This is a genomic window from Dactylosporangium sp. NPDC049742 (assembly GCF_040674675.1).
GTDB lineage: Bacteria > Actinomycetota > Actinomycetes > Mycobacteriales > Micromonosporaceae > Dactylosporangium > Dactylosporangium maewongense.
The window spans coordinates 57,011-76,499 of the sequence record NZ_JBFANF010000049.1; the positions used below are offsets into that span (position 1 = coordinate 57,011).

Annotated in this window: 20 protein-coding genes; 10 read left to right on the top strand and 10 right to left on the bottom strand. The window is 72.5% G+C overall.

What is annotated here, in order from left to right:
* Nucleotides 1-65: 65 nt before the first annotated feature.
* Nucleotides 66-1,361 (top strand): CBS domain-containing protein, encoded by a 1,296-nt coding sequence (locus tag AB0J72_RS41765; RefSeq protein WP_363409819.1) that lies wholly within the window; start codon nt 66-68, stop codon nt 1,359-1,361.
* Nucleotides 1,354-1,941, top strand: a complete 588-nt coding sequence (locus AB0J72_RS41770; protein ID WP_363409822.1) for a DUF1003 domain-containing protein — start codon at nt 1,354-1,356, stop codon at nt 1,939-1,941. Before AB0J72_RS41765 ends, AB0J72_RS41770 begins: the two co-directional genes overlap by 8 nt.
* Nucleotides 1,942-1,984: 43 nt before the next feature.
* Here AB0J72_RS41770 and AB0J72_RS41775 read toward each other — a convergent pair whose 3' ends face one another.
* Nucleotides 1,985-2,575, bottom strand: coding sequence for a class I SAM-dependent methyltransferase (locus tag AB0J72_RS41775; protein ID WP_363409896.1), 591 nt, complete (start codon nt 2,573-2,575; stop codon nt 1,985-1,987).
* 163 nt (nt 2,576-2,738) lie between these two features.
* Between AB0J72_RS41775 and AB0J72_RS41780 the strand changes: the two genes are divergently transcribed.
* On the top strand, nt 2,739-4,040 hold the full coding sequence (locus tag AB0J72_RS41780; protein ID WP_363409825.1) for a trypsin-like peptidase domain-containing protein: 1,302 nt from the start codon (nt 2,739-2,741) through the stop codon (nt 4,038-4,040).
* A 66-nt stretch (nt 4,041-4,106) separates the two neighbouring features.
* Nucleotides 4,107-4,553, top strand: coding sequence for a twin-arginine translocase TatA/TatE family subunit (locus AB0J72_RS41785; protein ID WP_363409828.1), 447 nt, complete (start codon nt 4,107-4,109; stop codon nt 4,551-4,553).
* Between the two features lie 114 nt (nt 4,554-4,667).
* Here the strand turns inward: AB0J72_RS41785 and AB0J72_RS41790 are convergent, their stop codons facing one another.
* Nucleotides 4,668-5,810 (bottom strand): P-loop NTPase, encoded by a 1,143-nt coding sequence (locus tag AB0J72_RS41790; protein WP_363409831.1) that lies wholly within the window; start codon nt 5,808-5,810, stop codon nt 4,668-4,670.
* A 200-nt stretch (nt 5,811-6,010) separates the two neighbouring features.
* Between AB0J72_RS41790 and AB0J72_RS41795 the strand changes: the two genes are divergently transcribed.
* Nucleotides 6,011-7,132 carry a hypothetical protein gene (locus AB0J72_RS41795; RefSeq protein WP_363409834.1) on the top strand — a complete coding sequence of 374 codons (1,122 nt, stop codon included), beginning with the start codon at nt 6,011-6,013 and terminating at the stop codon, nt 7,130-7,132.
* 2,068 nt (nt 7,133-9,200) lie between these two features.
* Here AB0J72_RS41795 and AB0J72_RS41800 read toward each other — a convergent pair.
* Both AB0J72_RS41800 and AB0J72_RS41805 read right to left on the bottom strand, forming a co-directional pair.
* Nucleotides 9,201-10,685, bottom strand: a complete 1,485-nt coding sequence (locus AB0J72_RS41800) for a leucyl aminopeptidase family protein (RefSeq protein WP_363409837.1) — start codon at nt 10,683-10,685, stop codon at nt 9,201-9,203.
* Between the two features lie 106 nt (nt 10,686-10,791).
* Complete coding sequence (locus AB0J72_RS41805) at nt 10,792-10,959, bottom strand: DUF3117 domain-containing protein (protein ID WP_081971220.1); 168 nt, start codon at nt 10,957-10,959, stop codon at nt 10,792-10,794.
* A 232-nt stretch (nt 10,960-11,191) separates the two neighbouring features.
* On the opposite strand from AB0J72_RS41805, the gene AB0J72_RS41810 reads away from it, so the two are divergent.
* From AB0J72_RS41810 to AB0J72_RS41825, 4 genes are read left to right on the top strand one after another with little or no spacing between them, the layout of a single operon-like run.
* Nucleotides 11,192-11,977 carry a PaaX family transcriptional regulator C-terminal domain-containing protein gene (locus AB0J72_RS41810; RefSeq protein WP_363409840.1) on the top strand — a complete coding sequence of 262 codons (786 nt, stop codon included), beginning with the start codon at nt 11,192-11,194 and terminating at the stop codon, nt 11,975-11,977.
* A 14-nt stretch (nt 11,978-11,991) separates the two neighbouring features.
* A complete protein-coding gene (locus AB0J72_RS41815) occupies nt 11,992-12,777 on the top strand; it encodes an enoyl-CoA hydratase-related protein (RefSeq protein ID WP_363409843.1) in 786 nt (261 codons plus the stop codon).
* A gap of 46 nt (nt 12,778-12,823) precedes the next feature.
* Nucleotides 12,824-14,080 (top strand): DUF1800 domain-containing protein, encoded by a 1,257-nt coding sequence (locus AB0J72_RS41820; RefSeq protein WP_363409846.1) that lies wholly within the window; start codon nt 12,824-12,826, stop codon nt 14,078-14,080.
* Between the two features lie 9 nt (nt 14,081-14,089).
* A complete protein-coding gene (locus AB0J72_RS41825) occupies nt 14,090-15,316 on the top strand; it encodes a DUF1501 domain-containing protein (protein WP_363409849.1) in 1,227 nt (408 codons plus the stop codon).
* On the opposite strand, the gene AB0J72_RS41830 is transcribed toward AB0J72_RS41825, so the two are convergent.
* The 5 genes from AB0J72_RS41830 to AB0J72_RS41850 all read right to left on the bottom strand — a co-directional run bounded on the left by AB0J72_RS41830 (nt 15,313) and on the right by AB0J72_RS41850 (nt 18,102).
* The gene (locus AB0J72_RS41830; protein ID WP_363409851.1) at nt 15,313-15,819 is read right to left on the bottom strand and encodes a hypothetical protein; all 507 of its coding nucleotides are present in this window, start codon (nt 15,817-15,819) and stop codon (nt 15,313-15,315) included. The genes AB0J72_RS41825 and AB0J72_RS41830 overlap by 4 nt on opposite strands.
* Before the next feature lie 69 nt (nt 15,820-15,888).
* Complete coding sequence (locus AB0J72_RS41835) at nt 15,889-16,452, bottom strand: GrpB family protein (RefSeq protein ID WP_363409854.1); 564 nt, start codon at nt 16,450-16,452, stop codon at nt 15,889-15,891.
* Nucleotides 16,453-16,495: 43 nt separating this feature from the next.
* Entirely contained in the window at nt 16,496-17,074 is a 579-nt protein-coding gene (locus tag AB0J72_RS41840) for a DNA-3-methyladenine glycosylase I (RefSeq protein WP_363409857.1), read from the bottom strand.
* Nucleotides 17,075-17,095: 21 nt separating this feature from the next.
* Complete coding sequence (locus AB0J72_RS41845; RefSeq protein WP_363409860.1) at nt 17,096-17,584, bottom strand: SRPBCC family protein; 489 nt, start codon at nt 17,582-17,584, stop codon at nt 17,096-17,098.
* A complete protein-coding gene (locus AB0J72_RS41850; RefSeq protein WP_363409863.1) occupies nt 17,581-18,102 on the bottom strand; it encodes a DivIVA domain-containing protein in 522 nt (173 codons plus the stop codon). The genes AB0J72_RS41845 and AB0J72_RS41850 overlap by 4 nt, the downstream gene beginning before the upstream one ends.
* Before the next feature lie 73 nt (nt 18,103-18,175).
* On the opposite strand from AB0J72_RS41850, the gene folP reads away from it, so the two are divergent.
* Nucleotides 18,176-19,039 (top strand): dihydropteroate synthase, encoded by an 864-nt coding sequence (gene folP, locus AB0J72_RS41855; RefSeq protein ID WP_344512102.1) that lies wholly within the window; start codon nt 18,176-18,178, stop codon nt 19,037-19,039.
* Nucleotides 19,040-19,057: 18 nt separating this feature from the next.
* On the opposite strand, the gene AB0J72_RS41860 is transcribed toward folP, so the two are convergent.
* Entirely contained in the window at nt 19,058-19,444 is a 387-nt protein-coding gene (locus AB0J72_RS41860; protein ID WP_363409866.1) for an NADH-quinone oxidoreductase subunit A, read from the bottom strand.
* Between the last annotated feature and the right edge of the window lie 45 nt (nt 19,445-19,489).

Below are 19,489 nucleotides of genomic sequence, written 5' to 3' on the forward strand. Positions count from 1 at the left end.
AGCGGGCAGGCGCGGGAGGCGGTCCAACGGCGAGCCGGTGGTCTTCTTCAGTAGTCTTGAGCCTCGTGAGCACCGCGCCCAGGGTCTATGTCGCGCGCCTCGCCGGCCTGAGTGTGTTCGACCCGAACGGCGACCAGGTCGGGCGGGTGCGTGACGCCGTCGCGCGGGCCCGCACCGACGACCTGCCGCCGAGGGTCGTGGGGCTCGTCGCGGAGATGCCGATGCGGCGGCGGATCTTCCTGCCGATCGGCCGGATCACGGCGATGGAGCCCGACGCGGTGGTGCTCAACACCGGCACGCTCAACCTGCGCCGGTTCGAGAAGCGGCAGGGTGAGCTGCTGGTCCTGGAGGACTTCATCGACCGGCACGTGAGCATCCCGGCGACCGGCCGCACCGGCACCGTCGTGGACGTCGCGATGGAGGCCGACCGGACGGGGACGTGGGCGTTGAGCCGGGTCGCGGTCCGGGAGTTCAGCGGCCGGCTGACCCGCCGCGGTCACCTGAACCAGCTCGAGTGGGGTGAGGTCGTCGGGCTCGCCGGCACCCCGCACGCGCAGGGCACGGCCGGCATCCTCGCGGTGCTGGACAACATGCGCCCCGCCGACCTCGCGAACGTGCTGCAGGACCTCTCCGAGACCCGCCGCGTCGAGGTCGCGACCGCCCTGGACGACGAGCGGCTCGCCGACGTGCTGGAGGAGCTCCCCGAGCACGACCAGCTGGAGATCATGGCGGCGCTGGAGCCGGAGCGGGCCGCGGACGTGCTGGAGGAGATGGACCCCGACGACGCCGCCGACCTGCTCGCGGAGATGCCGAAGGGCGAGCAGGAGGTGCTGCTGGACCTCATGCAGCCCGACGAGGCGTCGCCGGTGCGGGCGCTGCTGGACTACCTGCCCGGCACCGCCGGGTCGGTGATGACGTCGGAGCCGATCGTCATGGCGCCGCACGAGACCGTCGCGGAGGCCCTCGCCCGCATCCGGGAGCCGCAGCTGTCGCCGGCGGTGGCGGCGGGCGTCTTCGTGACCAGGCCGCCGATGGCGACGCCGACCGGGCGGTACCTCGGCGTCGTGCACTTCCAGCGGCTGCTGCGCGAGCCGCCGTCGGCGCTGCTCGGCGGCGTCGTGGACAACGACATCAAACCGCTCGCGCCGCAGGCCACGCTCGGCGAGATCACCCGGCGGATGGCGACGTACAACCTGGTGGTCATGCCGGTCATCGACGACAACGACCGGCTCCTCGGCGCCGTCACCGTCGACGACGTGCTGGACCACCTGCTGCCCGAGGACTGGCGCGACCGGGAGCACGCCGCCTCCGTGTCGTCGGGCTCCTCCGGCCCGGCCGGACGGACGCTCGATCATGGCTGACCGGCGGCGGCTCGACCAGCCGCGGGAGCCGGGGCGGCTGAAGCTGCCCCGCTTCGACCCGGAGGCGTTCGGGCAGTGGTCCGAGGGGATCGCGCGGTTCATGGGGACCGCGAAGTTCCTCGTGTACATGACGGTCTTCATCCTCGTGTGGGTCGTGTGGAACACGCTCGCGCCGAGGACGTGGCAGTTCGACCCGTACACGTTCACGTTCCTGACCCTGATCCTGTCGCTGCAGGCGTCCTACGCGGCGCCGCTGATCCTGCTCGCGCAGAACCGGCAGGCGGACCGGGACCGGCTCGCCTCCGAGGAGGACCGCCGGCGGGCCGCGGCGCAGAAGGCGGACACCGAGTACCTGGCGCGGGAGATCGCGTCGCTGCGGATCGCCGTCGGTGAGATCGCCACCCGGGACTTCCTGCGCTCGGAGCTGGCGCGGATGAGCGAGGAGCTGGACGAGGCCGCGGTGCGCCGGGCGAAGCTGGAGCGGAAGAAGGCGAAGAAGACGCTGGACGAGCCGGTGGAGGAGGACACCTTCAACCCCGGTGACGACCCGCCCCGCCGGCGCGCCCGCTCCGCCCGCTGACCCTATGTCCCGCTATTGCCGTTTTTGTCGCTTGTACTGGCAGCTAATGCGCCCTCGCGGCCACGAGAAGACCCTCTCCGAGGGGCAGGATCGCCGGCACCCACGCGTCGCTGTCCCTGATGGCCTTGACGGCCTCCCTGAGCAGGACGGTCTCCGAGTCGCGGATCGTGGGGTCGCTGACCCGGCCGCCGCCGAGCGCGCCGGCGAGCACCAGGGTCCCTCCGGGCCGCAGGAGCCGCTCCGCCGCCGCGGTCACGGCCGCGTACTCGCTCGGGTCGTGGTCCACGAACACCAGGTCATAGGCGCGGTCGGCGAGCCGGGGCAGGACGTCCAGGGCGCGGCCGCTGATGATCCGGGTCCGCGACGGCGGGTTGCCGGCGGCGGCGAACACCCGCCGCGCGACCCGCTGGTGCTCCGGCTCGAGGTCGATCGTGGTGAGGACCCCGTCGCGGCGCATGCCGCGCAGCAGCCACCCGCCGCTCACCCCCGTGCCGGTGCCCACGTCGACCACGGCCTTCGCGTTGCTGACCGCGGCGACGACCCGCAGCGCCGCGCCCTCACCCCGGCTGACGCTGGAGATGCCCAGCTCGGCGGCCTGCTCGCGGGCCGCGGTGAGCACGGGGTCCTCCAGCACGTAGCCGTCGACGAAGTCGGCGAACTGCTGCGCTGCTCTGACGGACGGGGGGATGTCGCACCTCCATGAGACGTCGATCCCCGCAAGCCTAGGAGACCTCGCCCTCACGTGTGGGATGCCGGCCCGTGTAATGCTGGATGCGAAACGGACGGAGGAGCCGATCGTGACAGACGGTTCGGCCTGGCGTCAGCCTGGCCACGGCGCATCGACCAGCCCCGCTGGCTGGCCCATGCCGCCCGCGCAGCCACGACCGCAGCCCGCCCCGAGCAGCTGGTGGTCCGACGCCCTCGCCGACCCGTGGCGGGACCCTGACGCGCAGGTCGTCGTGGTCAAGACGCCGGTGGACGAGCCGCCGGCGCTGGAGAAGGTCCCGCCGCCCGGCCCCGCACCGCGGGCCGGCCTCGGGCTGGTCCTGATGGTGTCGATCATCACCGCCCTGCTCGCCGGCGCGCTCGGCGGCACCCTCGGCTACGTGTTCGCCGGTGGCGGCGGTGGCGTCCTGGGCGGCTCCATGCTCGGCGGCAACCCGCCGCTGAACGGCCGCCCGCCGGACACCGTGGCCGCCCTGGCGAAGAAGGTCCTCCCCAGCGTCGTCACGATCAGCATGCGGGTGGGCGCCGGCACGTCCCTGGGCTCCGGCTTCGTGGTGTCCAACGACGGCTACGTCATCACCAACAACCACGTGGTGCAGGGCGGCAACGGCTCCGCCACGGTCCGCTTCACCGACGCCTCGGTCGCCCCGGCCTCCGTCGTCGGCAGCGACGACGAGTCCGACATCGCCGTGCTGAAGATCGACACCGCCGGGCTGCCCGAGGACCAGCTGAAACCCGTCGAGTTCGGCGACTCCGACCAGCTGCAGGTCGGCGACCCGGTCGTCGCGGTCGGCGCCCCGCTCGGCCTGACCAGCACGGTCACGTACGGCGTGGTCAGCTACCTCGACCGCCCCATCCGCACCAGCGAGGGCGGCACCGCCCGCTACTACTCGGCGATCCAGACCGACGCGGCCGTCAACCAGGGCAACTCCGGCGGCCCGCTCTTCGACGGCGCCGGCCGGGTCGTCGGCATCAACTCCGTGATCGGCACCCTCTCCGAGGACCAGGCGACGGCCGGCAACGTGGGCCTCGCGTTCGCCATCCCGATCAACCACGCCCGCCGCGTGGCCCAGGACGTCATCAACACCGGCAAGGCCCGGCGCACTGTGATGGGTGTCTCACCCGACCCGAGCTACCGCAACCCCGCCGGCGGCGCCCGCCTCGCCGCCGTCGAAGCCAACGGCCCGGCCGCCGGCGGCGGTCTCCACGCCGGCGACGTCATCCTCGCCGTCAACGGCAAGCCCGTGGAGGAGTTCTGGGACCTGACGGCCCTCATCCGCAAGTACGCTCCCGGCGCGGTCGTCGAGATCCAGTACCTGCGCGGCACCACCAAGGAGAAGACCTCGGTGACCCTGGTCGCCGACGCGAAGTGACCGGTGGGCCCTCCCCGCGAGGGCCACGGGTGCGTAGGCTGGCGGGCGAGAGCAAGGAGGCCGGCAATGGGCTTGGAAAACCTCGGTGGCTGGGAGTTCATCGTCATCATCCTGGTGGGGCTGTTCATCTTCGGCCCCGACCGGCTGCCGAAGGCGATCAGCGACGGCATGCGCATGCTTCGCAACGTCCGCCAGATGGCCCGCAACGCCACCGGTGACCTGAGCCGCGAGCTCGGCACCGACATCCAGCTCGAGGATCTCCACCCGAAGGCCTTCCTGCGCAAGCACCTGCTGAGCGAGGCCGACGAGGCCGCTCTGCGCCGCCCTCTGCAGGACATCGTCGGCGAGGTCCGCGGCGTCGCCGACTCGGTCAAGCGCGACGCGGAGGCGGCCGCCAAGGGCATCAACGCCACGGCGACCCCCACGGCCTCCGCGGCGCCCACGTCGCTCACCAAGTCGGCCGCGACCCCCGCCCCGGCTCCGGCCCGCCCCTCCTGGGACGACGTCACCTGACGCCTGCCTGCCGTTCTTCGCGGGGCTTCGGCCTCATCTGCGAACAGACCGCCTGCGACCAGCTATCGGCGCAGGCGGTCTCTCGTACAGTGGCCGCGGTTGTCGCTCTTGAAATCAGCGACCGGCGGGCTTGAGGCCGAGCGGTTTGCCGGCGAGGCTCTCCCGGCGCACGGCGAGGCGGTCGGCGACGGTGATCAGCGCGGCCGCGGCGGGCGCCGACGGGTCGGACAGCACGAGCGGGAGACCGGCGTCGCCGCCCTCGCGCAGGCGCGTGTCGAGCGGGATCTGGCCCAGCACCGGGACCTTCGCGCCGACGGCCCGGCTCAGCGACTCCGCGACCTGCGCGCCGCCGCCGCTGCCGAACAGCTCCATGCGCTGGCCGTCGGGCAGCTCCAGCCAGGACATGTTCTCCACGACGCCGACGATGCGCTGGTGCGTCTGCAGGGCGATGGAGCCCGCGCGCTCCGCGACCTCGGCCGCGGCGGCCTGCGGGGTCGTCACGACCAGGATCTCCGCCGACGGCAGCAGCTGCGCCAGGGAGATCGCCACGTCACCGGTGCCCGGCGGGAGGTCCAGCAGGAGGACGTCCAGGTCGCCCCAGTAGACGTCGGCGAGGAACTGCTGCAGCGCCCGGTGCAACATCGGCCCGCGCCACACCACCGCCGCGTTGCCCGGCGTGAACATCCCGATCGAGATGACCTTCACCCCGTGCGCCGACGGCGGCATGATCATCGACTCGACCTGCGTGGGCCGGCCGTCCGCGCCGAGCATCCGCGGCACCGAGTGGCCGTAGATGTCCGCGTCGACGACGCCGACCTTGAGCCCCTTCGCGGCGAGTGCCGCCGCCAGGTTGACCGTCACGCTCGACTTGCCGACGCCGCCCTTGCCGCTGGCGACCGCGTAGACCCTGGTCCGCGAGCCCGGCTGGGCGAACGGGATGACCGGCTCCTGCACGTCACCGCGCAGGCTGCTCTGCAGCTCCTTGCGCTGCTCGGGCGTCATGACCCCGAAGTCGACCTCGACCCCGGTGACCCCTTCGACCGCGCCGACCGCGGCGGTGATGTCGGTCCGCAGCTTGTCCTTCAGCGGGCAGCCGGCCACCGTGAGCAGCAGCCCGATCACCGCGACGCCGTCGGGTCGCAGCACGACCTCGCGCACCATACCGAGCTCGGTGATCGGTCGGCGGATCTCGGGGTCGTCGACGGTCGACAGAGCGGCGGCGATCGCGGCTTCGACGGTGGTGGCAGGGGCTGACATGCCGCCATCGTACGTCGGCCACCGCCGCTGTTCAGGCGGCCGGCCCGTGGGTCGTAACGCATCACACTCACCCGAACGGTGACAGGGTTGTCCCGCGTCCGCAGCGATGGGAACATCGTTGTCAGCCGCGCGCCTCGCCCCTTGAGGCGCGCGGCTTTTCCGTCCCCGGAATTGTCGTACCCCTGTTCGAAAATGGGGGCATGACAGCATTCGGCACGACCACCAGCACCGTCCTGTCCGCCACGGCACCGTTCGACCTCGCCTGCTCGCTGCGCGCCATGGAGTCCTTCGCCCCCTGCAGCGGCGACCAGCTCGTCACCGCCGGCCGCGCCCGCCGCGCGTTCCTGCACCCGTCCGACCCGACCCGCGCCGTCGTCGCCGAGGTCACCGCCCGCGACGACGGGCTCCCGGGCGTCACGCTCACCGTGTTCAGCGACGGCGAGCTGAGACCCGGGGAGACCGAGGCCGTCGGCGACCGGGTCAGCGACTGGCTGAGCCTCCGCGACGACCGGGCCGCGTTCCTGCGCCTGGCCCGCGCCGACCCGGCCATGACCTCGATCCTCGCCACCACCGAATGCCTGCACCAGGTCCGTTTCGCCTCGTTCACCGAGGCCGCCGTCTTCTACACGCTCGTGCACCACTCCGCCCACTGGTTCGCCAAGGCGTACAAGCGCCGTCTCCTCACCGACCACGGCCCCCACGGCATCGTCGACGGCGTCCGCTATGCCGCGTTCCCGCCGATGTCCACGCTGGTGGCGCTCGGCGTCAGGGGCCTCACGCCCTATGCCAGCAACTCGCTGAGCGCCCGCCGCGTCCACGCCGTGCTGGCCGCCCTGAGCGCCCTCGACGAGCACCGGCTGCGCACCGCCCCCGCCGGCGAGGTCTATGACACGCTGCTGTCCGTGCGCGGCATCGGCCCCTTCACCGCCCACGCCCTGCTCCTGCGCGCCCTCGGCCACCCCGACCGCGCCCCCCTCGAGATGCGCCAGCACCTCACCTCCGCCGAGTCGGTCTACGGCACCCCCGCCCCTTCCCCAGCCGAGCTCCGCGAGTGGTATGGCGCCACGATCGGCTGGTGGGCCTACACCGTCCGCACCGCCCTGGACTGGCTCGACCAGGACCGCCGCGCCGCCGCCCGCGCTGCCCGCTCCCCCGGACGGGCGCCCCGCACGCCGTACCTCCTGCGCCAGACCGGGGGCGAGCTGAGCGCCTCCCTCACCACGACGGCGCAACCAGCACCACTGACCCCACTGACACCACCGGCACCCGCACTGCACGCCGCCGCACCCCACGACGACCACTCAGCCGTCCACACCTCCTGACCCGCCAACGCCCGGCACCCTGCCTCTGTTCGGCCGACCCGGGCGCTGGCCGGCACCCCACCGCCCTCGCCGGTGGCCGGCACTCCGACGCCCGGCCACCGGCGACGGTCTTCTCGGGGCGTGCCGGTCGTCCGCTTTCACCGAGGTCGCCTGGCTGTTTTCGCCTCACACCCACCGTCGCGGCGCTGGGCCATCACGCGTCTCGACTACCTGACGCTCCAGCCTTCCCGACTTCCCGCCCGACTCGCCGACTTCCCGATCTCTGGCTCCCCGACGCACTGACTCTTCGTGATTCCGGACGCCGCGCCTTCCCGAGGCCGCGCCTTCCCGATTTCCTGAAGACGATCCGTCGCCTTGCCCAGCCACTTGACCGCCGCGGCGCGATCGCGTTGCCAGGCTCTCAGGTCGCTGCCGCCTGCTCGATCTGTCGAGTTCTCAGGTCGCCACCCCGCGCTCGCAAGCACTCGGGAGCCGAGCCCCACCGGCACCATTCAGCCCCTCCCGCAGCAACTCCCCGGCCCACCCAACCCACAACCCGGCACCCGACGTCCACCGACCACCCGACCGGCCCTCGGCCCTCGGAGCGGCCCGGTTGCCCAATTCCTGCGGCATGCCCACTTCGCCGGGTTCTCAGATCGCTCCACCACTCCACGCCGACAAGCGGGGCCAAGTCACCCACCAGCACCGCCCAGCCACCCTCGCGTCGCAACTCCACGACCACCCGAACACGCGACTCACGACCCGACACCCGACCGCCCTCCCGACACTCCGACCGCTCGGGCATGTTCGACGAGGCGGTGACCCCGAACGGCACGAGGTCCGCGTGCCCCACCAGTCCCAACTGCCGAACTACCGTGAGCTGCCCGCTTCGCCGGATCCTCAGGCCACATCTCGCGCCGGCAAACGCGGGCCGAGTCACCCACGGGCACCGTTCACCCGCCGACGCGTCGCAATTTCGGTGGCCACCCAACCCCGCAAGGCCGCGGTCCGACGCCCTGCTGCCCGCCCGGCGCTCCAGCCTCTAGGTCCTGCCCCAGTTGCCTGACTGCTGTGGGCGACCGTTTTGTCGGGTTCTCGGGTTGCTTCGCCTCGCAGGATCACAGCCGCTATCGCAGGTGATGCACAGCCCCCGCACCTCGGGGTCCCCATGTCCCGACCGACTGCCGGCGCTTGCCGCGCCCAGGTGGCGCCACACAATCGGCGTGCCGACCGGGGTAGCTCCACGGCAGACCGCGACTGCCGCCTCCGTTCCGCAGCCGGGCCTCAGGCGCGAGATCCCTCTCGACTCCCGGACCGGCGGGCCCCATGCCGACAACGCTGACCTCTCCGCGCCGCCCGCGTGATCCAAGGACAGCACCGGCCGCCATCACGACCAGATCCAACCTTCGATCACAGCACCGGCCACACCCGGCGGATAGAGGTGCACCACCCGGAGCCGCTGCTGCCCACACCGCAGCCGACACAACCAGCAATAAACCGTCAGACGCCCGGACCGACGCACCCCACCCGCAACGGGACGCCGCACTGACAGGCAGCCCTCACCCGAAACGCCGACCTCTCCACGCCATCCGCTTGATCCAAGGACAGCGCTGGCCGCCAGCACGACCATGTCCGGCCTTCGATCATCACGCTGACCATGGCCACACCGCGGCCGGCACGACTACTGAGCCGAAGCGTCAGGCGCCGGACCGAGCACCACGCGCGCGGCGGGCGCCGCGCCGGCACGCAGCCCCACCTGCAACGCCCACCTCGCTACGCCGGGCCGCTTGATCCAAGGACAGCATTGGCCGTCAGCACGACCAGGTCCGGCCTTCGATCACCACGCTGACCATGGCCGCACCGCAGCTGGCATGACTAGCAAACCGTCAGGCGCCGGACCAAAGCACCACGCGCAACGGGGCGCCGCGTTGACGGGCATCCCCACCCGCAACGCCGACTTCTCCGCGCCGGCCGCTTGATCCAAGGACAGCGCTGGTCGCCAGCACGGCCAGGTCCAGCCTTCGATCACCACGCTGACCAGGCGCATGTCTGCGGTGGTTGGCGGGGTGGTGGCTGGAGGGGCGGGGCGTCAGGTTGTTGCCTCTAGCCAGCGCAGCAGGGTGCGGACGCCCCAGCCGGTGGCGCCCTTGGTGAGGTCGGCGTCTGGGGAGTCGGACCAGGCGGAGGAGGACATGTCGATGTGGGCCCAGTGGTCGCGGAGGGGGCCGGTGAACTCGCGGAGGTAGAGGGCGGCCATCACGGAGCCGGCGCCGACGTCGGTGGAGTTGACGATGTCGGCGACGTCGCTGTCGAGGGCGTCGGCGTAGTCGTCGTGCAGGGGCATGCGCCAGACCGACTCGCCCGCGGTGTCGGCGGCGGTGGTGAGCTCCTTGGCGAGGGTGTCGTTGTAGCTGTAGAGGGCGGCGGTGCGCTTGCCGAGGGCGACGCCCTGCGCGCCGGTGAGGGTGGCCAGGTCGACGATCGTGTCGGGGCGCAGGCGCCGGACGGCGTAGGCCATGGCGTCGCCGAGGACGAGGCGGCCCTCGGCGTCGGTGTTGTGGATCTCGGAGGTGGTGCCGCCGTAGTGGCGGATGACGTCGCCGGGGCGGAAGGAGTCGGCGCCGAGGGCGTTCTCCGCGAGGGGGGCGAGGGCGGTGATCCGCACGGGGAGGCGCAGCGCCGCGGCGGCGAGGGTCGCGCCGATCACGGCCGCCGCGCCGCCCATGTCCTTGCGCATGAGCTTCATGCCGGAGAGGGGCTTGATGCAGATGCCGCCGGTGTCGAACGTGATGCCCTTGCCGACCAGGACCACGTGCCGCCGGGCGCCGCGCGGGCGCCAGGACAGCTCGACCAGGCGCGGGCCGCGGGTGGAGCCGCCGCCGACGGCGAGGATCGCGTTGAACCCCTGCTCGGCGAGGGCCTTCGGGTCGCGGACGGTCACCGTCAGCCCGGGCACGCCCGCGGCGGCCTTCTCGACCCGCTTCGCGAACCAGGCGGGGGTCTTCTCGTCGCTGGGCATGTTGGTGAGGTCGCGGGCGAGGCGGGTCGACTCGGCGACCACCTTGGCGGCGGCGAGGCCCGCGTCGAGCTCGGCCGACCGGGCGGCGGCAAGGTTGACCCTGCGCAACGACGGGGGCTCGGCGGCGCCGAGGCGGAAGCGGTACGACGCGAGCCACAGCCCCTCCCCGAGGCCCCGCACCGCGGCCGGCGTGACGTCGTCGGGCAGGAGGAGGGTGAGCGTCGGCTCGTCGCCGGCGGACCTGGCGAGCTTCGCGCCCGCGGCCCGCCAGCCGGCCTCGTCGCCGGCCCCGACGCCGACGAAGAAGAGCAGGTCGGGGCGGTGCCCGGCGCGCGGCAGCTTGTGCAGGGTGCCGGCCGACCCGGAGTGCTCGACATCCAGCAGGAACGCGGTGATGTCGTCCAGGTCGGCCGGGCCGAGCTTCAATCTCGCCAGCGACGCCCGCACGGCGGCCAGCCGTGCCGCCGCGGGGTCGTCGGAAGAGTCGGCGGCCGGCACGACAGCGGCGACCGCACCGGAGACGTTGCGGGCCGTGGCGAACCGGATGTCCAGCAAGAGCTTGCCTCCACTCGAAACTCACATGTTTCCGCGCACACCTCTGGGAGCGACCGCCTCAGGGCCACTCGGTTGCGCGGGGTCGTGCCGGATGAGCGAGAAGACCTCAGCCGGTGGCGGTCTTCAGTGCCTCGCTGAGCTCGTTGGCCTCATCCTTGGTCATCTCGACGACGAGCCGCCCACCACCTTCCAGCGGGACCCGCATGACGATGCCCCGGCCCTCCTTGGTGACCTCCAGCGGACCGTCGCCTGTCCGCGGCTTCATGGCCGCCATGTTGTCTCCCTTCGCTCCCTGATGTCCCAGACATCAGGTGGCACAGCCGTCCCCGCATGCCCGCGCGGTCACTCACCAGCGTCGGCCGGGACCTGCCTCCCGGCCTTCGGACTCGTGATGAACGCGCCAACAGATGATTTTCCCTGATGATGGCCCCAAGACCCAAACTGGGACGCGAACCATGTGACAACTCCTGGCGGTGAACGCCGGTCAACTGTCACAATAAGCGGCCATGCAGGCCCGGTCCGCCCTCTTTGATCTCTATGGCGACCATCTCCGTCCCCGCGGTGGACGGGCCGCCATAGCGGCCCTCGTGCGCCTGCTCGCACCCCTCGGCATCGCGCCACCCGCCGTCCGGACCGCGGTGTCACGGATGGTACGGCAGGGCTGGCTGCACCCTTTACGGTTGCCGACCGGCCCCGGCTACGGCATCACCCCGAAGGCGGCACGGCGGCTCGACGCGGCGGGTGCCCGCATCTACCGCACCCCCACGGGCGACGCCGGCTGGGACGGCCGCTTCGATCTCATCACGCTGGACCCGCCGCAGCACCGAGGCGCGCGGGCGAAACTCGTCGCCAACCTGGGATTTCTCGGTTACGGGGCGATCGACGCGTCCACCTGGATCGCGCCGCGGCCCGGCGAGGGCGTCGACGCACTGCTCGTCGAGGCCGGCGTCCGGTACGACCGGTTCAGCGCGGCACACGTCGCCGGCGGCGAGCAGCTCGTGACGCGCGCCTGGGACCTGCGGGCGATCGGCGAGGCGTACGAGCAGTTCGTAACCGACCTGACGCCGCTGGTGTCGGCGCTCGGCCCCGGCACCGACGACGAGCGCGCGTACGCGGCGAGGTTCACGCTGGTGCACGCGTGGCGGGCGTTCCTGTTCCGCGACCCGCAGCTGCCGCCCGAGCTGCTGCCGCAGCACTGGCCGGGGACGGCGGCGGCGGCGTTCTTCGACCGGCACGCGGGCCGGCTGCGCCCCGCCGCCGACCGCTACGTTGACCAGTGTCTGCGAACGTAGAAGGAGTTCATCACATGAGTCTGCAGGTCGAGCGCAATGAAGCGGTCGCCGTCGTCACGTTCAACCGTCCCGAGGCGCTCAACGCGCTGGACACCGCCACCAAGGTGGCCCTGCGCGACACCCTCAAGGAGCTCGCCGAGGACACCGCGGTCAGGGCCGTCGTCCTCGCCGGCACCGGCCGGGCGTTCTGCGTCGGGCAGGACCTCCGCGAGCACGTGGCGCTCCTGGAGTCCGGCAGCGACGCGCCGCTGTCCACGGTCCGGGAGCACTACAACCCGATCACCGAGCTGGTCCTGACCATGCCGAAGCCGGTCGTCGCGGCCGTCCGGGGCATGGCGGCGGGCGCCGGGGCGTCCCTGGCGCTGCTCGCCGACTTCCGGATCGGCGGGCCGGGCACCGGGTTCCTGATGGCGTTCGCCAACGTGGGCCTCGCCGGCGACACCGGCGTGTCGTGGACGCTGCCCCGGCTCGTCGGGCACGCGAAGGCGACCGAGCTGCTGCTGCTCGCCGAGCCGGTCGACGCGGCGGCCGCGGACCGTCTCGGCCTGCTGACCCGCCTGGTCGACGACGACGAGCGGGTGCTGCCGGTCGCCCTCGAGCTCGCGACCCGCCTCGCCGCCGGCCCCACCGTCGCGTACGGGCAGATCAAGCGCCAGCTCGCCGCCGGCTCCTCCGGCACGCTGCGGGAGGCCCTGGAGGTCGAGGCGCAGGCCCAGGCGGTCTGCGGGCAGACGGCGGACCACAAGGCATCGACGGCCGCCTTCGTGCAGAAGCAGAAGCGGGTCTTCGCCGGAGCCTGACCGACGATTTACGTGGCTCGAACACGCGGGTCCTACTGTTGGCCGCATGGCCGATCGGAAAGCACTCGCGCACCTGCTGCGCCGCGCGACCTTCGGGCCGACCGCCGAGGAGGTCGACGCGGCGGAGCGGGCCGGCGCGTCCGCGACCCTCGACGCCCTGATCAGCCCCGCCGGCGACGACGCGGGCGCCGCCCGGACACCCGTGCCGAAGCTCCCCCCGGTGGTCAACGAGAAGACCGACCGGGCCGCGCAGATCCGCACCGTCGGGTACTGGTGGCTGGACCGGATGGTCCAGGCCGAGCACCAGCTGCACGAGAAGCTGACGTTCTTCTGGCACGGGCACTGGGCGACCTCGGCCGACAAGGTGAAGTACGGGTCGCTGATGCTCGGCCACCAGCAGACCCTCGCCCGCACCGCGCTCGGCGACTTCGGCACGATGGTCCGCGCGATGATCCACGACCCGGCGCTGATCATCTGGCTGGACGGGCAGAAGAACACCGTCAAGGCGCCCAACGAGAATCTCGCCCGCGAGCTGATGGAGCTGTTCACGCTCGGCGTCGGCCACTACACCGAGCGGGACGTGCGGGAGGGCGCCAGGGCGCTGACCGGATGGGTCGTGGACCCGAAGGCCGGCACCGCGAGCCTCAACCCGAAGCGGCACGACGCCAAGCCCAAGACCATCCTCGGCACGACCGCCGACCTCGACGCCGACGGTTTCGCCGCGCTGCTGCTGGGGCAGCCCGCGTGCCCGGAGTTCATCGCGCGGCGGTTGTGGCTGCGGTACTGCGGCGACAACCCGATCCCGGAGGCGGTGCTCGCCGAGGCGAAGCGGCAGGCCACGACGGTGGCGATGCTCCGCGTGCTGCTGCTCGCCGACGGCCACGCCGAGCTGGTCAAGCAGCCGGTGGAGTGGCTCGTCGGCGCGCTGCGCCAGCTCGGGCTGCGCCCCGGTGACATGCCGGAGCAGCAGCGCAAGCAGCTGCAGGGCGGCCTCAACCAGCTCGGCCAGGTCCCGCTTCGCCCGCCGAGCGTCGGCGGCTGGCCCGCCGGCGCCGCGTGGCTCACCACGTCGGCGACCCAGGCCCGGCTGAAGATGGCGCAGCTGCTGGCCGGCAAGGCCCCGCAGCCGGTCCTCGACCGGATCGGCGCGGCGCCGAAGGGACAGCGGGCGGACGCCCTCGCGCGGCTGCTCGTCGTCGACGCGTTCACCGACCGGACCCGCGCCGCGCTCGACGCCGTCGCCGGCGACCCCCGCAAGCTCCTGGCCCTCGGTCTGGCGAGCCCCGAGTACGCGATTGCCTAGGTGGTTCTCATGGATACCGTCACCCGGCGCAGGTTTCTGATCACCAGCGGTGTCGTCGGCGCCTCCGCGCTCGCCGCCGGTGGTGCGTGGACCCTGCGGGACATCTTCGACACCGCGACCTGGGACGACCGGCCCGGCGACGCGAAGACGCTCGTGCTCGTCACCCTGTACGGGGGAAACGACGGCCTCGCGAACGTCATCCCGTTCGCGGAGAAGGGCTACCGGGAGGCGCGCAACGAGCTCGCCTACACCGCCGAGGAGGTCATCCGCCTCAACGACACGGTCGGGCTGAACCCCGCCCTGACCGGGTTCAAGCAGATGTACGACGCGGGGAAGCTCGCCGTCGTCCGCGGGGTCGGCTACCCGAAGCCCGACCACAGCCACTTCCGGTCCATGGACATCTGGCAGACCGCGCAGCCGGACCGGCCCGGCAACACCGGCTGGCTCGGCCGCTGGCTGGACACGTACGGCGGCGACCCGCGGCACGCCGTGTCCTTCGAGCCCGTCCTGCCGCCGCTGCTCGCGGGGGCGAACAGCGCCGGCGCGGCCGTGCCGGTCACCGGCCTCGCCCTGCCCAACGGGGTGCGGACCGAGACCCTGTCGCAGCTCGGCGCGGCCGCCGAGGGCGAGCCGCCGCTGCAGGCGCGGGCCGCCCGCGCGTTCGCCGACCTGGTCAGCGTCGACACCCTCATCCGCACCGCCGCCGACGGCGACCACGACGACACCGGCGAGGAGACCACGGGCACCGGCACCGGCGGCCGCTCCGACCTGAAGGCGCAGCTCGACCTCGTCGCCCGCTGCGTCGAGGCGAACGTCGCCACCCGGGTGTTCTCGGTCTCGCTGGGCGGCTTCGACCTGCACGCCGAGGAGCGGGACTCGCAGGAGAACCTGCTGCGCCGGCTCGACGAGGCGCTGACCGGGTTCGCCGCGCGGATGGCGAAGACCGAGGCGGGCCGCCGGGTCGTGGTGGCCGTCTACTCCGAGTTCGGCCGGCGGGTCGCCGCGAACGGCTCCGACGGCACCGACCACGGCACCGCCTCGAACATGTTCCTGCTCGGCAGCCCGGTGCGCGGCGGCCTGTACGGCGAGCAGCCCAGCCTGTCCGACCTGGACAACGGCGACCTGAAGTTCACGACCGACTTCCGCGCCGTGTACGCCTCGCTGCTGTCGGACGTCCTGGACGCCGATCCGCAGCGGATCCTGGGGTACTCGTCGGCGCTGCCCGGGCTGTTCTAGTCCTCTTCCGGATCCTGGTTGGCCTCGGCGCCGAGCACGAACGCCTGCATGGCGAGCTCGTCGCCGGCCGGCCAGACGAACGCGGGCAGCTCGGCCGGGCCGAGGTCGCGCACGTAGGTCCAGAACTCCCGCACCGCCTCGCCCGGCGACGCCGCCTCGATCGGCAGGTCGACGCTCACCAGCCAGGTCCGCTTCGCCTCGGGCCGCTTCGTCGCGCTCGTGACCCCTTGCGCGACCGCGACGAACGCCGCCTCGTCCAAGCGGTGCTCGCCCTGCTCCAGGCTGCCGCCGAACGGCACCGGCGCCGCGATCAGGTCCACGGTGTAGCGCAGGCGCCCCTCACCGTCGGCCCGGGCGACGCCGAACACCACGGGCGGCTCGACCGCCGCCACCAGCAGCGCCTCGTCCCCGGCGGGAAGCGTGGCCTCCGGCACGAACGGCGAGGCGTAGAGCCGCTCCTGCTCGTACCGCTCCCCGGAGACAACCACCGCCCACTTCGCCATGCCCCCATTCCACCATCCGGCCGTGATCGGCAGCAGCCGGGCCTGCGGGGATTCGGGTGAGGCAGCCGACTACCGCTCCTCGACGGTCCAGCCGGTCTGGTCGGCCCACTGCTCGGCGCGGTCGAGCATGTCGAAGATGAAGTCGGTCTTCGCGCGGGTGTAGCCCTCGCGGTCGTCGGCGAAGCGGACGGCGAGGCGGCGCTTCACCTGGGCATAGGCGTCGGTGGCGAGGTCGTGGTTGCGCAGGAAGTCGACGAAGAGCAGCTGGACCCGCTCGTGCGAGGAGCCGCGCGACGTGACGTGGACGTGCCGGGTGCGCGGCGGGGTGGCCGGGCGGTAGAAGGACCAGGAGGCGGCCGGGTCGCGGTGGGCCAGGGCCATGCCGGTCGACTCGACCGCGGGGCGGTAGCCGTCGCGGTCGTGCTCGTCGGCCACGACGACCAGGATGTCGATGACGTTCTTCGCGGCGAGGCCCGGAACGGCCGTGGAGCCGATGTGCTCGATGCGGAGCGCCACCGGGCCGAGTGCGTCGGCCAGCTCGTCGCGGTAATACGCGAACTTCGCGGGCCAGTTCGGGTCATATTCGACCAGTTCGAGCGGACCCCCGTAGTCGGCGGCGAACTCGGCGGTCATCAGTCCACACTCCAGTCACTCGCCGGGCGGTCGTCAGTCCGGATCATGGCCGGTCGAGCTGCACAAAACAAGAGGCGAGATGATCGTCGACCATGCCGGTGGCCTGCATGAGGGCATAAGCCGTCGTCGGGCCGACAAACCTGAAGCCGTGCCGCTTCAGGGCCTTGGCCAGCGCTTTGGACTGGTCGGTCGAGGCCGGCACCTCGGCGAAACTGGCGGGGCGGGCGGCTCGCGGCTCGGGCGCGAAGGACCACAGCAGCGCGGCGATCCCGTCGGGGAGGTCGGCGGCGGCGCGGGCATTGGCGACGGCGGCCTCGATCTTCGCCCGGTTGCGCACGATGCCGGCGTCGCCGAGGAGCCGCTCGACGTCGGCCTCGCCGAACTCGGCGACCTTGGCGATGTCGAAGTCCGCGAACGCGGCGCGGAACGCGGGCCGCTTGCGCAGGATCGTGATCCACGACAGGCCGGACTGGAACGCCTCCAGGGTGAGCCGCTCGAAGAGCCCGTTGTCGTCGCGGACGGGCCGGCCCCACTCGGTGTCGTGATAGACCGCGTAATCGGGCGTCGAGGCGCCCCACGCACACCTGGCGAGCCCGTCGTCGCCCACCACCACATCAACCACGCCCCGCAATGTACTGCAGGCCTACGACAGTTTCCCCGTCTCGACGAGCCGGGCGAAGCGTCGCAGGGCGCCGGTGAGGCTGACCTTGGAGCCGGGCCAGAGGACCGGCCAGGCCGCCTTTCCGGCGGCCCCGGCCGGCAGGTGGAACCATTCGTGCCAGACGACCTGGGTGCGGGTGCTGCCCAGCGGCGTGCAGCGCAGCACCCCGGGGCCACGCAGCACCTTGCCGTGGTGCACGACGCGGACCTCGTACGGGGGATCGACCTTCACCACCCGCATGAGGTCCCGCAGCGTGGCCGGGCCGACGCGGGTGACGGCCTCGATCGAGCTGCCCTCACCACCGTCCCCGGACAGGACGCGGACCGTGGTGAACGGGATCCAGTCGCTCTGCCGGGGCCAGTCGATGAGCGCGGCGAAGACCCGCTCGGCGGGTGCCCGGACGATCACCGTCGCGGTCACCTCGCCGGTGCCGGGCCGGGCGACCTCGTCGTCGAAGGACGATTCGGTCACTTCACCACCGGGGAGGGCGCGCCCCAGGTGTGCGCGGCGCTGTCGTCGTCGGCGGCCCGCTTGTCCAGGTCGACGACGGGCTCGGCCGCGGACTCCGACTCGGGCTCGGGCTCGGCCGGGGCGGACGGCGAGGACAGCACGACGTTGCCGCCGGCGCCGGTGACCGCGGCCTCGCGGGCGTCGCGCAGCGCGTCGGCGTCCTCGGTGCGCCCGTCGCGCAGCGCCTTGACCTCGGCCTCGAGGACCTGGATCAGCTCCTCCTTGTAGCCGATGTCATAGCCGGCGCGGCGCAGCGCCGCGTCGACCTGCGCCATCCGGTACCCGCGGAGGGTGGTGTCGAAGCGGACCTGCCCGACGTCGCCCTCGACCAGAGGGCGGGAGGACGGCAGGGGCACCGCGCGCCCGTCGGGCTCGTGGCCTTCGATCCCCGGGTCGTCGCCGGTGATCAACAAGGACACGCCGAACCCGATGGCCCCGACGACCACGGCGGCGATCAACACCAGGAGGAACTCAGCCATAGGGGGAATCGTGGCACGCTGACTGGGCGCGGGCGACCCCGGCACACCCATCTGAAGGAAAGACGGAGGATCCATGATGTTTCGGCTGGGCGGCCGGCAGTTCACCGACAGTGACTACGCGGTGATGGCGATCGTGAACCGGACGCCGGACTCGTTCTTCGACAAGGGCGCGACGTTCGCCGAGGACGCCGCGCTGCGGGCGGTCGAGGCGGCGGTCGGCGAGGGCGCGGACATCATCGACATCGGCGGGGTGAAGGCCGGCCCGGGCAGCACCGTGGACGCCGCGGAGGAGCTGCGCCGGACGCTGCCGACGGTCGCGAAGGTCCGGGAACGCTTCCCTGACGTGGTCATCTCCATCGACACGTGGCGGGCGGAGGTGGCCCGGGAGGTGATCGCGGCCGGCGCGGACCTGATCAACGACACGTGGGCGGGCGCCGACCCGGACCTCGCCGTCGTCGCCGCGGAGACCGGCGCGGGCCTGGTCTGCTCCCACGCCGGCGGGCTCACCCCGAGGACCCGCCCGCACCGGGTGGCGTTCGCGGATCCCGTCGAGGATGTCGTACGGACAGTCACCGCCCTCGCCGAGCGGGCGGTCGCCCTGGGGGTCCGCAGGGACGGCATCCTCATCGATCCGGCGCACGACTTCGGGAAAAACACACGGCACTCGCTCGCCATCACCAACCGGCTCGGCGAGATGACCGCGACCGGCTGGCCCGTGCTGGTGGCGCTGTCGAACAAGGACTTCATCGGCGAGACCCTCGACCTGCCGGTCGGCGAGCGCCTGGAGGGCACCCTGGCGGCCACGGCGGTGTCGGCGTGGCTGGGCGCGCGGGTCTTCCGGGCCCATCAGGTGCGCGCGACCCGCCGGGTCCTGGACACGGTGGCGGCGATCAGGGGCGACCGGCAGCCCGCGGTCGCCCGGCGCGGCCTGGCCTGAACCGGAAGAGGACGCGCGTCAGGTCCAGGCCAGGATGCGCTTGCGCCACGCGTACAGGATCCCCAGGGCGAGGACCGCCACGAAGATCGCCATCTCGACGACCGCGGCGGTCCCGAACCCGGGCCGGTCGAAGATCACGGCCCAGGGGAAGAGGAACACGCTCTCCACCGCGAACAGCGCGTACAGGAACGCGTACACGTAGTACCGGATCTGCGCCTGCGCCCAGTCGCCGCCCACCGGGTCGAGCCCGCACTCGTAGGTGTCGAACTTCGCGGCGGTCGCCCCGCTGTCCGCCGATCGGCGCGGTCCCAGCAGCCGAGCGGCCGTAAAGGCGGCCACAAAAACGCCGGCACCGACCAGAAGCAGGAGGCCGAGTGTCGCATAACCGCCTAGATAGCCACTCACGACACGCACCGTACTCGCATAACCACGAACTCCGACATGCCGAAA

Excerpts from the sequence above, each read along its gene's own strand:
- AB0J72_RS41790 (WP_363409831.1), bottom strand. The coding sequence starts at position 5,810 with ATGTCAGCCCCTGCCACCACCGTCGAAGCCGCGATCGCCGCCGCTCTG.
- AB0J72_RS41785 (WP_363409828.1), top strand. The coding sequence starts at position 4,107 with ATGGGCTTGGAAAACCTCGGTGGCTGGGAGTTCATCGTCATCATCCTG.
- AB0J72_RS41820 (WP_363409846.1), top strand. The coding sequence starts at position 12,824 with ATGGCCGATCGGAAAGCACTCGCGCACCTGCTGCGCCGCGCGACCTTC.
- AB0J72_RS41835 (WP_363409854.1), bottom strand. The coding sequence starts at position 16,452 with ATGACCGCCGAGTTCGCCGCCGACTACGGGGGTCCGCTCGAACTGGTC.
- AB0J72_RS41830 (WP_363409851.1), bottom strand. The coding sequence starts at position 15,819 with ATGGCGAAGTGGGCGGTGGTTGTCTCCGGGGAGCGGTACGAGCAGGAG.
- AB0J72_RS41850 (WP_363409863.1), bottom strand. The coding sequence starts at position 18,102 with ATGGCTGAGTTCCTCCTGGTGTTGATCGCCGCCGTGGTCGTCGGGGCC.
- AB0J72_RS41815 (WP_363409843.1), top strand. The coding sequence starts at position 11,992 with ATGAGTCTGCAGGTCGAGCGCAATGAAGCGGTCGCCGTCGTCACGTTC.
- AB0J72_RS41795 (WP_363409834.1), top strand. The coding sequence starts at position 6,011 with ATGACAGCATTCGGCACGACCACCAGCACCGTCCTGTCCGCCACGGCA.
- AB0J72_RS41770 (WP_363409822.1), top strand. The coding sequence starts at position 1,354 with ATGGCTGACCGGCGGCGGCTCGACCAGCCGCGGGAGCCGGGGCGGCTG.
- AB0J72_RS41810 (WP_363409840.1), top strand. The coding sequence starts at position 11,192 with ATGCAGGCCCGGTCCGCCCTCTTTGATCTCTATGGCGACCATCTCCGT.
- folP (WP_344512102.1), top strand. The coding sequence starts at position 18,176 with ATGATGTTTCGGCTGGGCGGCCGGCAGTTCACCGACAGTGACTACGCG.
- AB0J72_RS41825 (WP_363409849.1), top strand. The coding sequence starts at position 14,090 with ATGGATACCGTCACCCGGCGCAGGTTTCTGATCACCAGCGGTGTCGTC.
- AB0J72_RS41805 (WP_081971220.1), bottom strand. The coding sequence starts at position 10,959 with ATGGCGGCCATGAAGCCGCGGACAGGCGACGGTCCGCTGGAGGTCACC.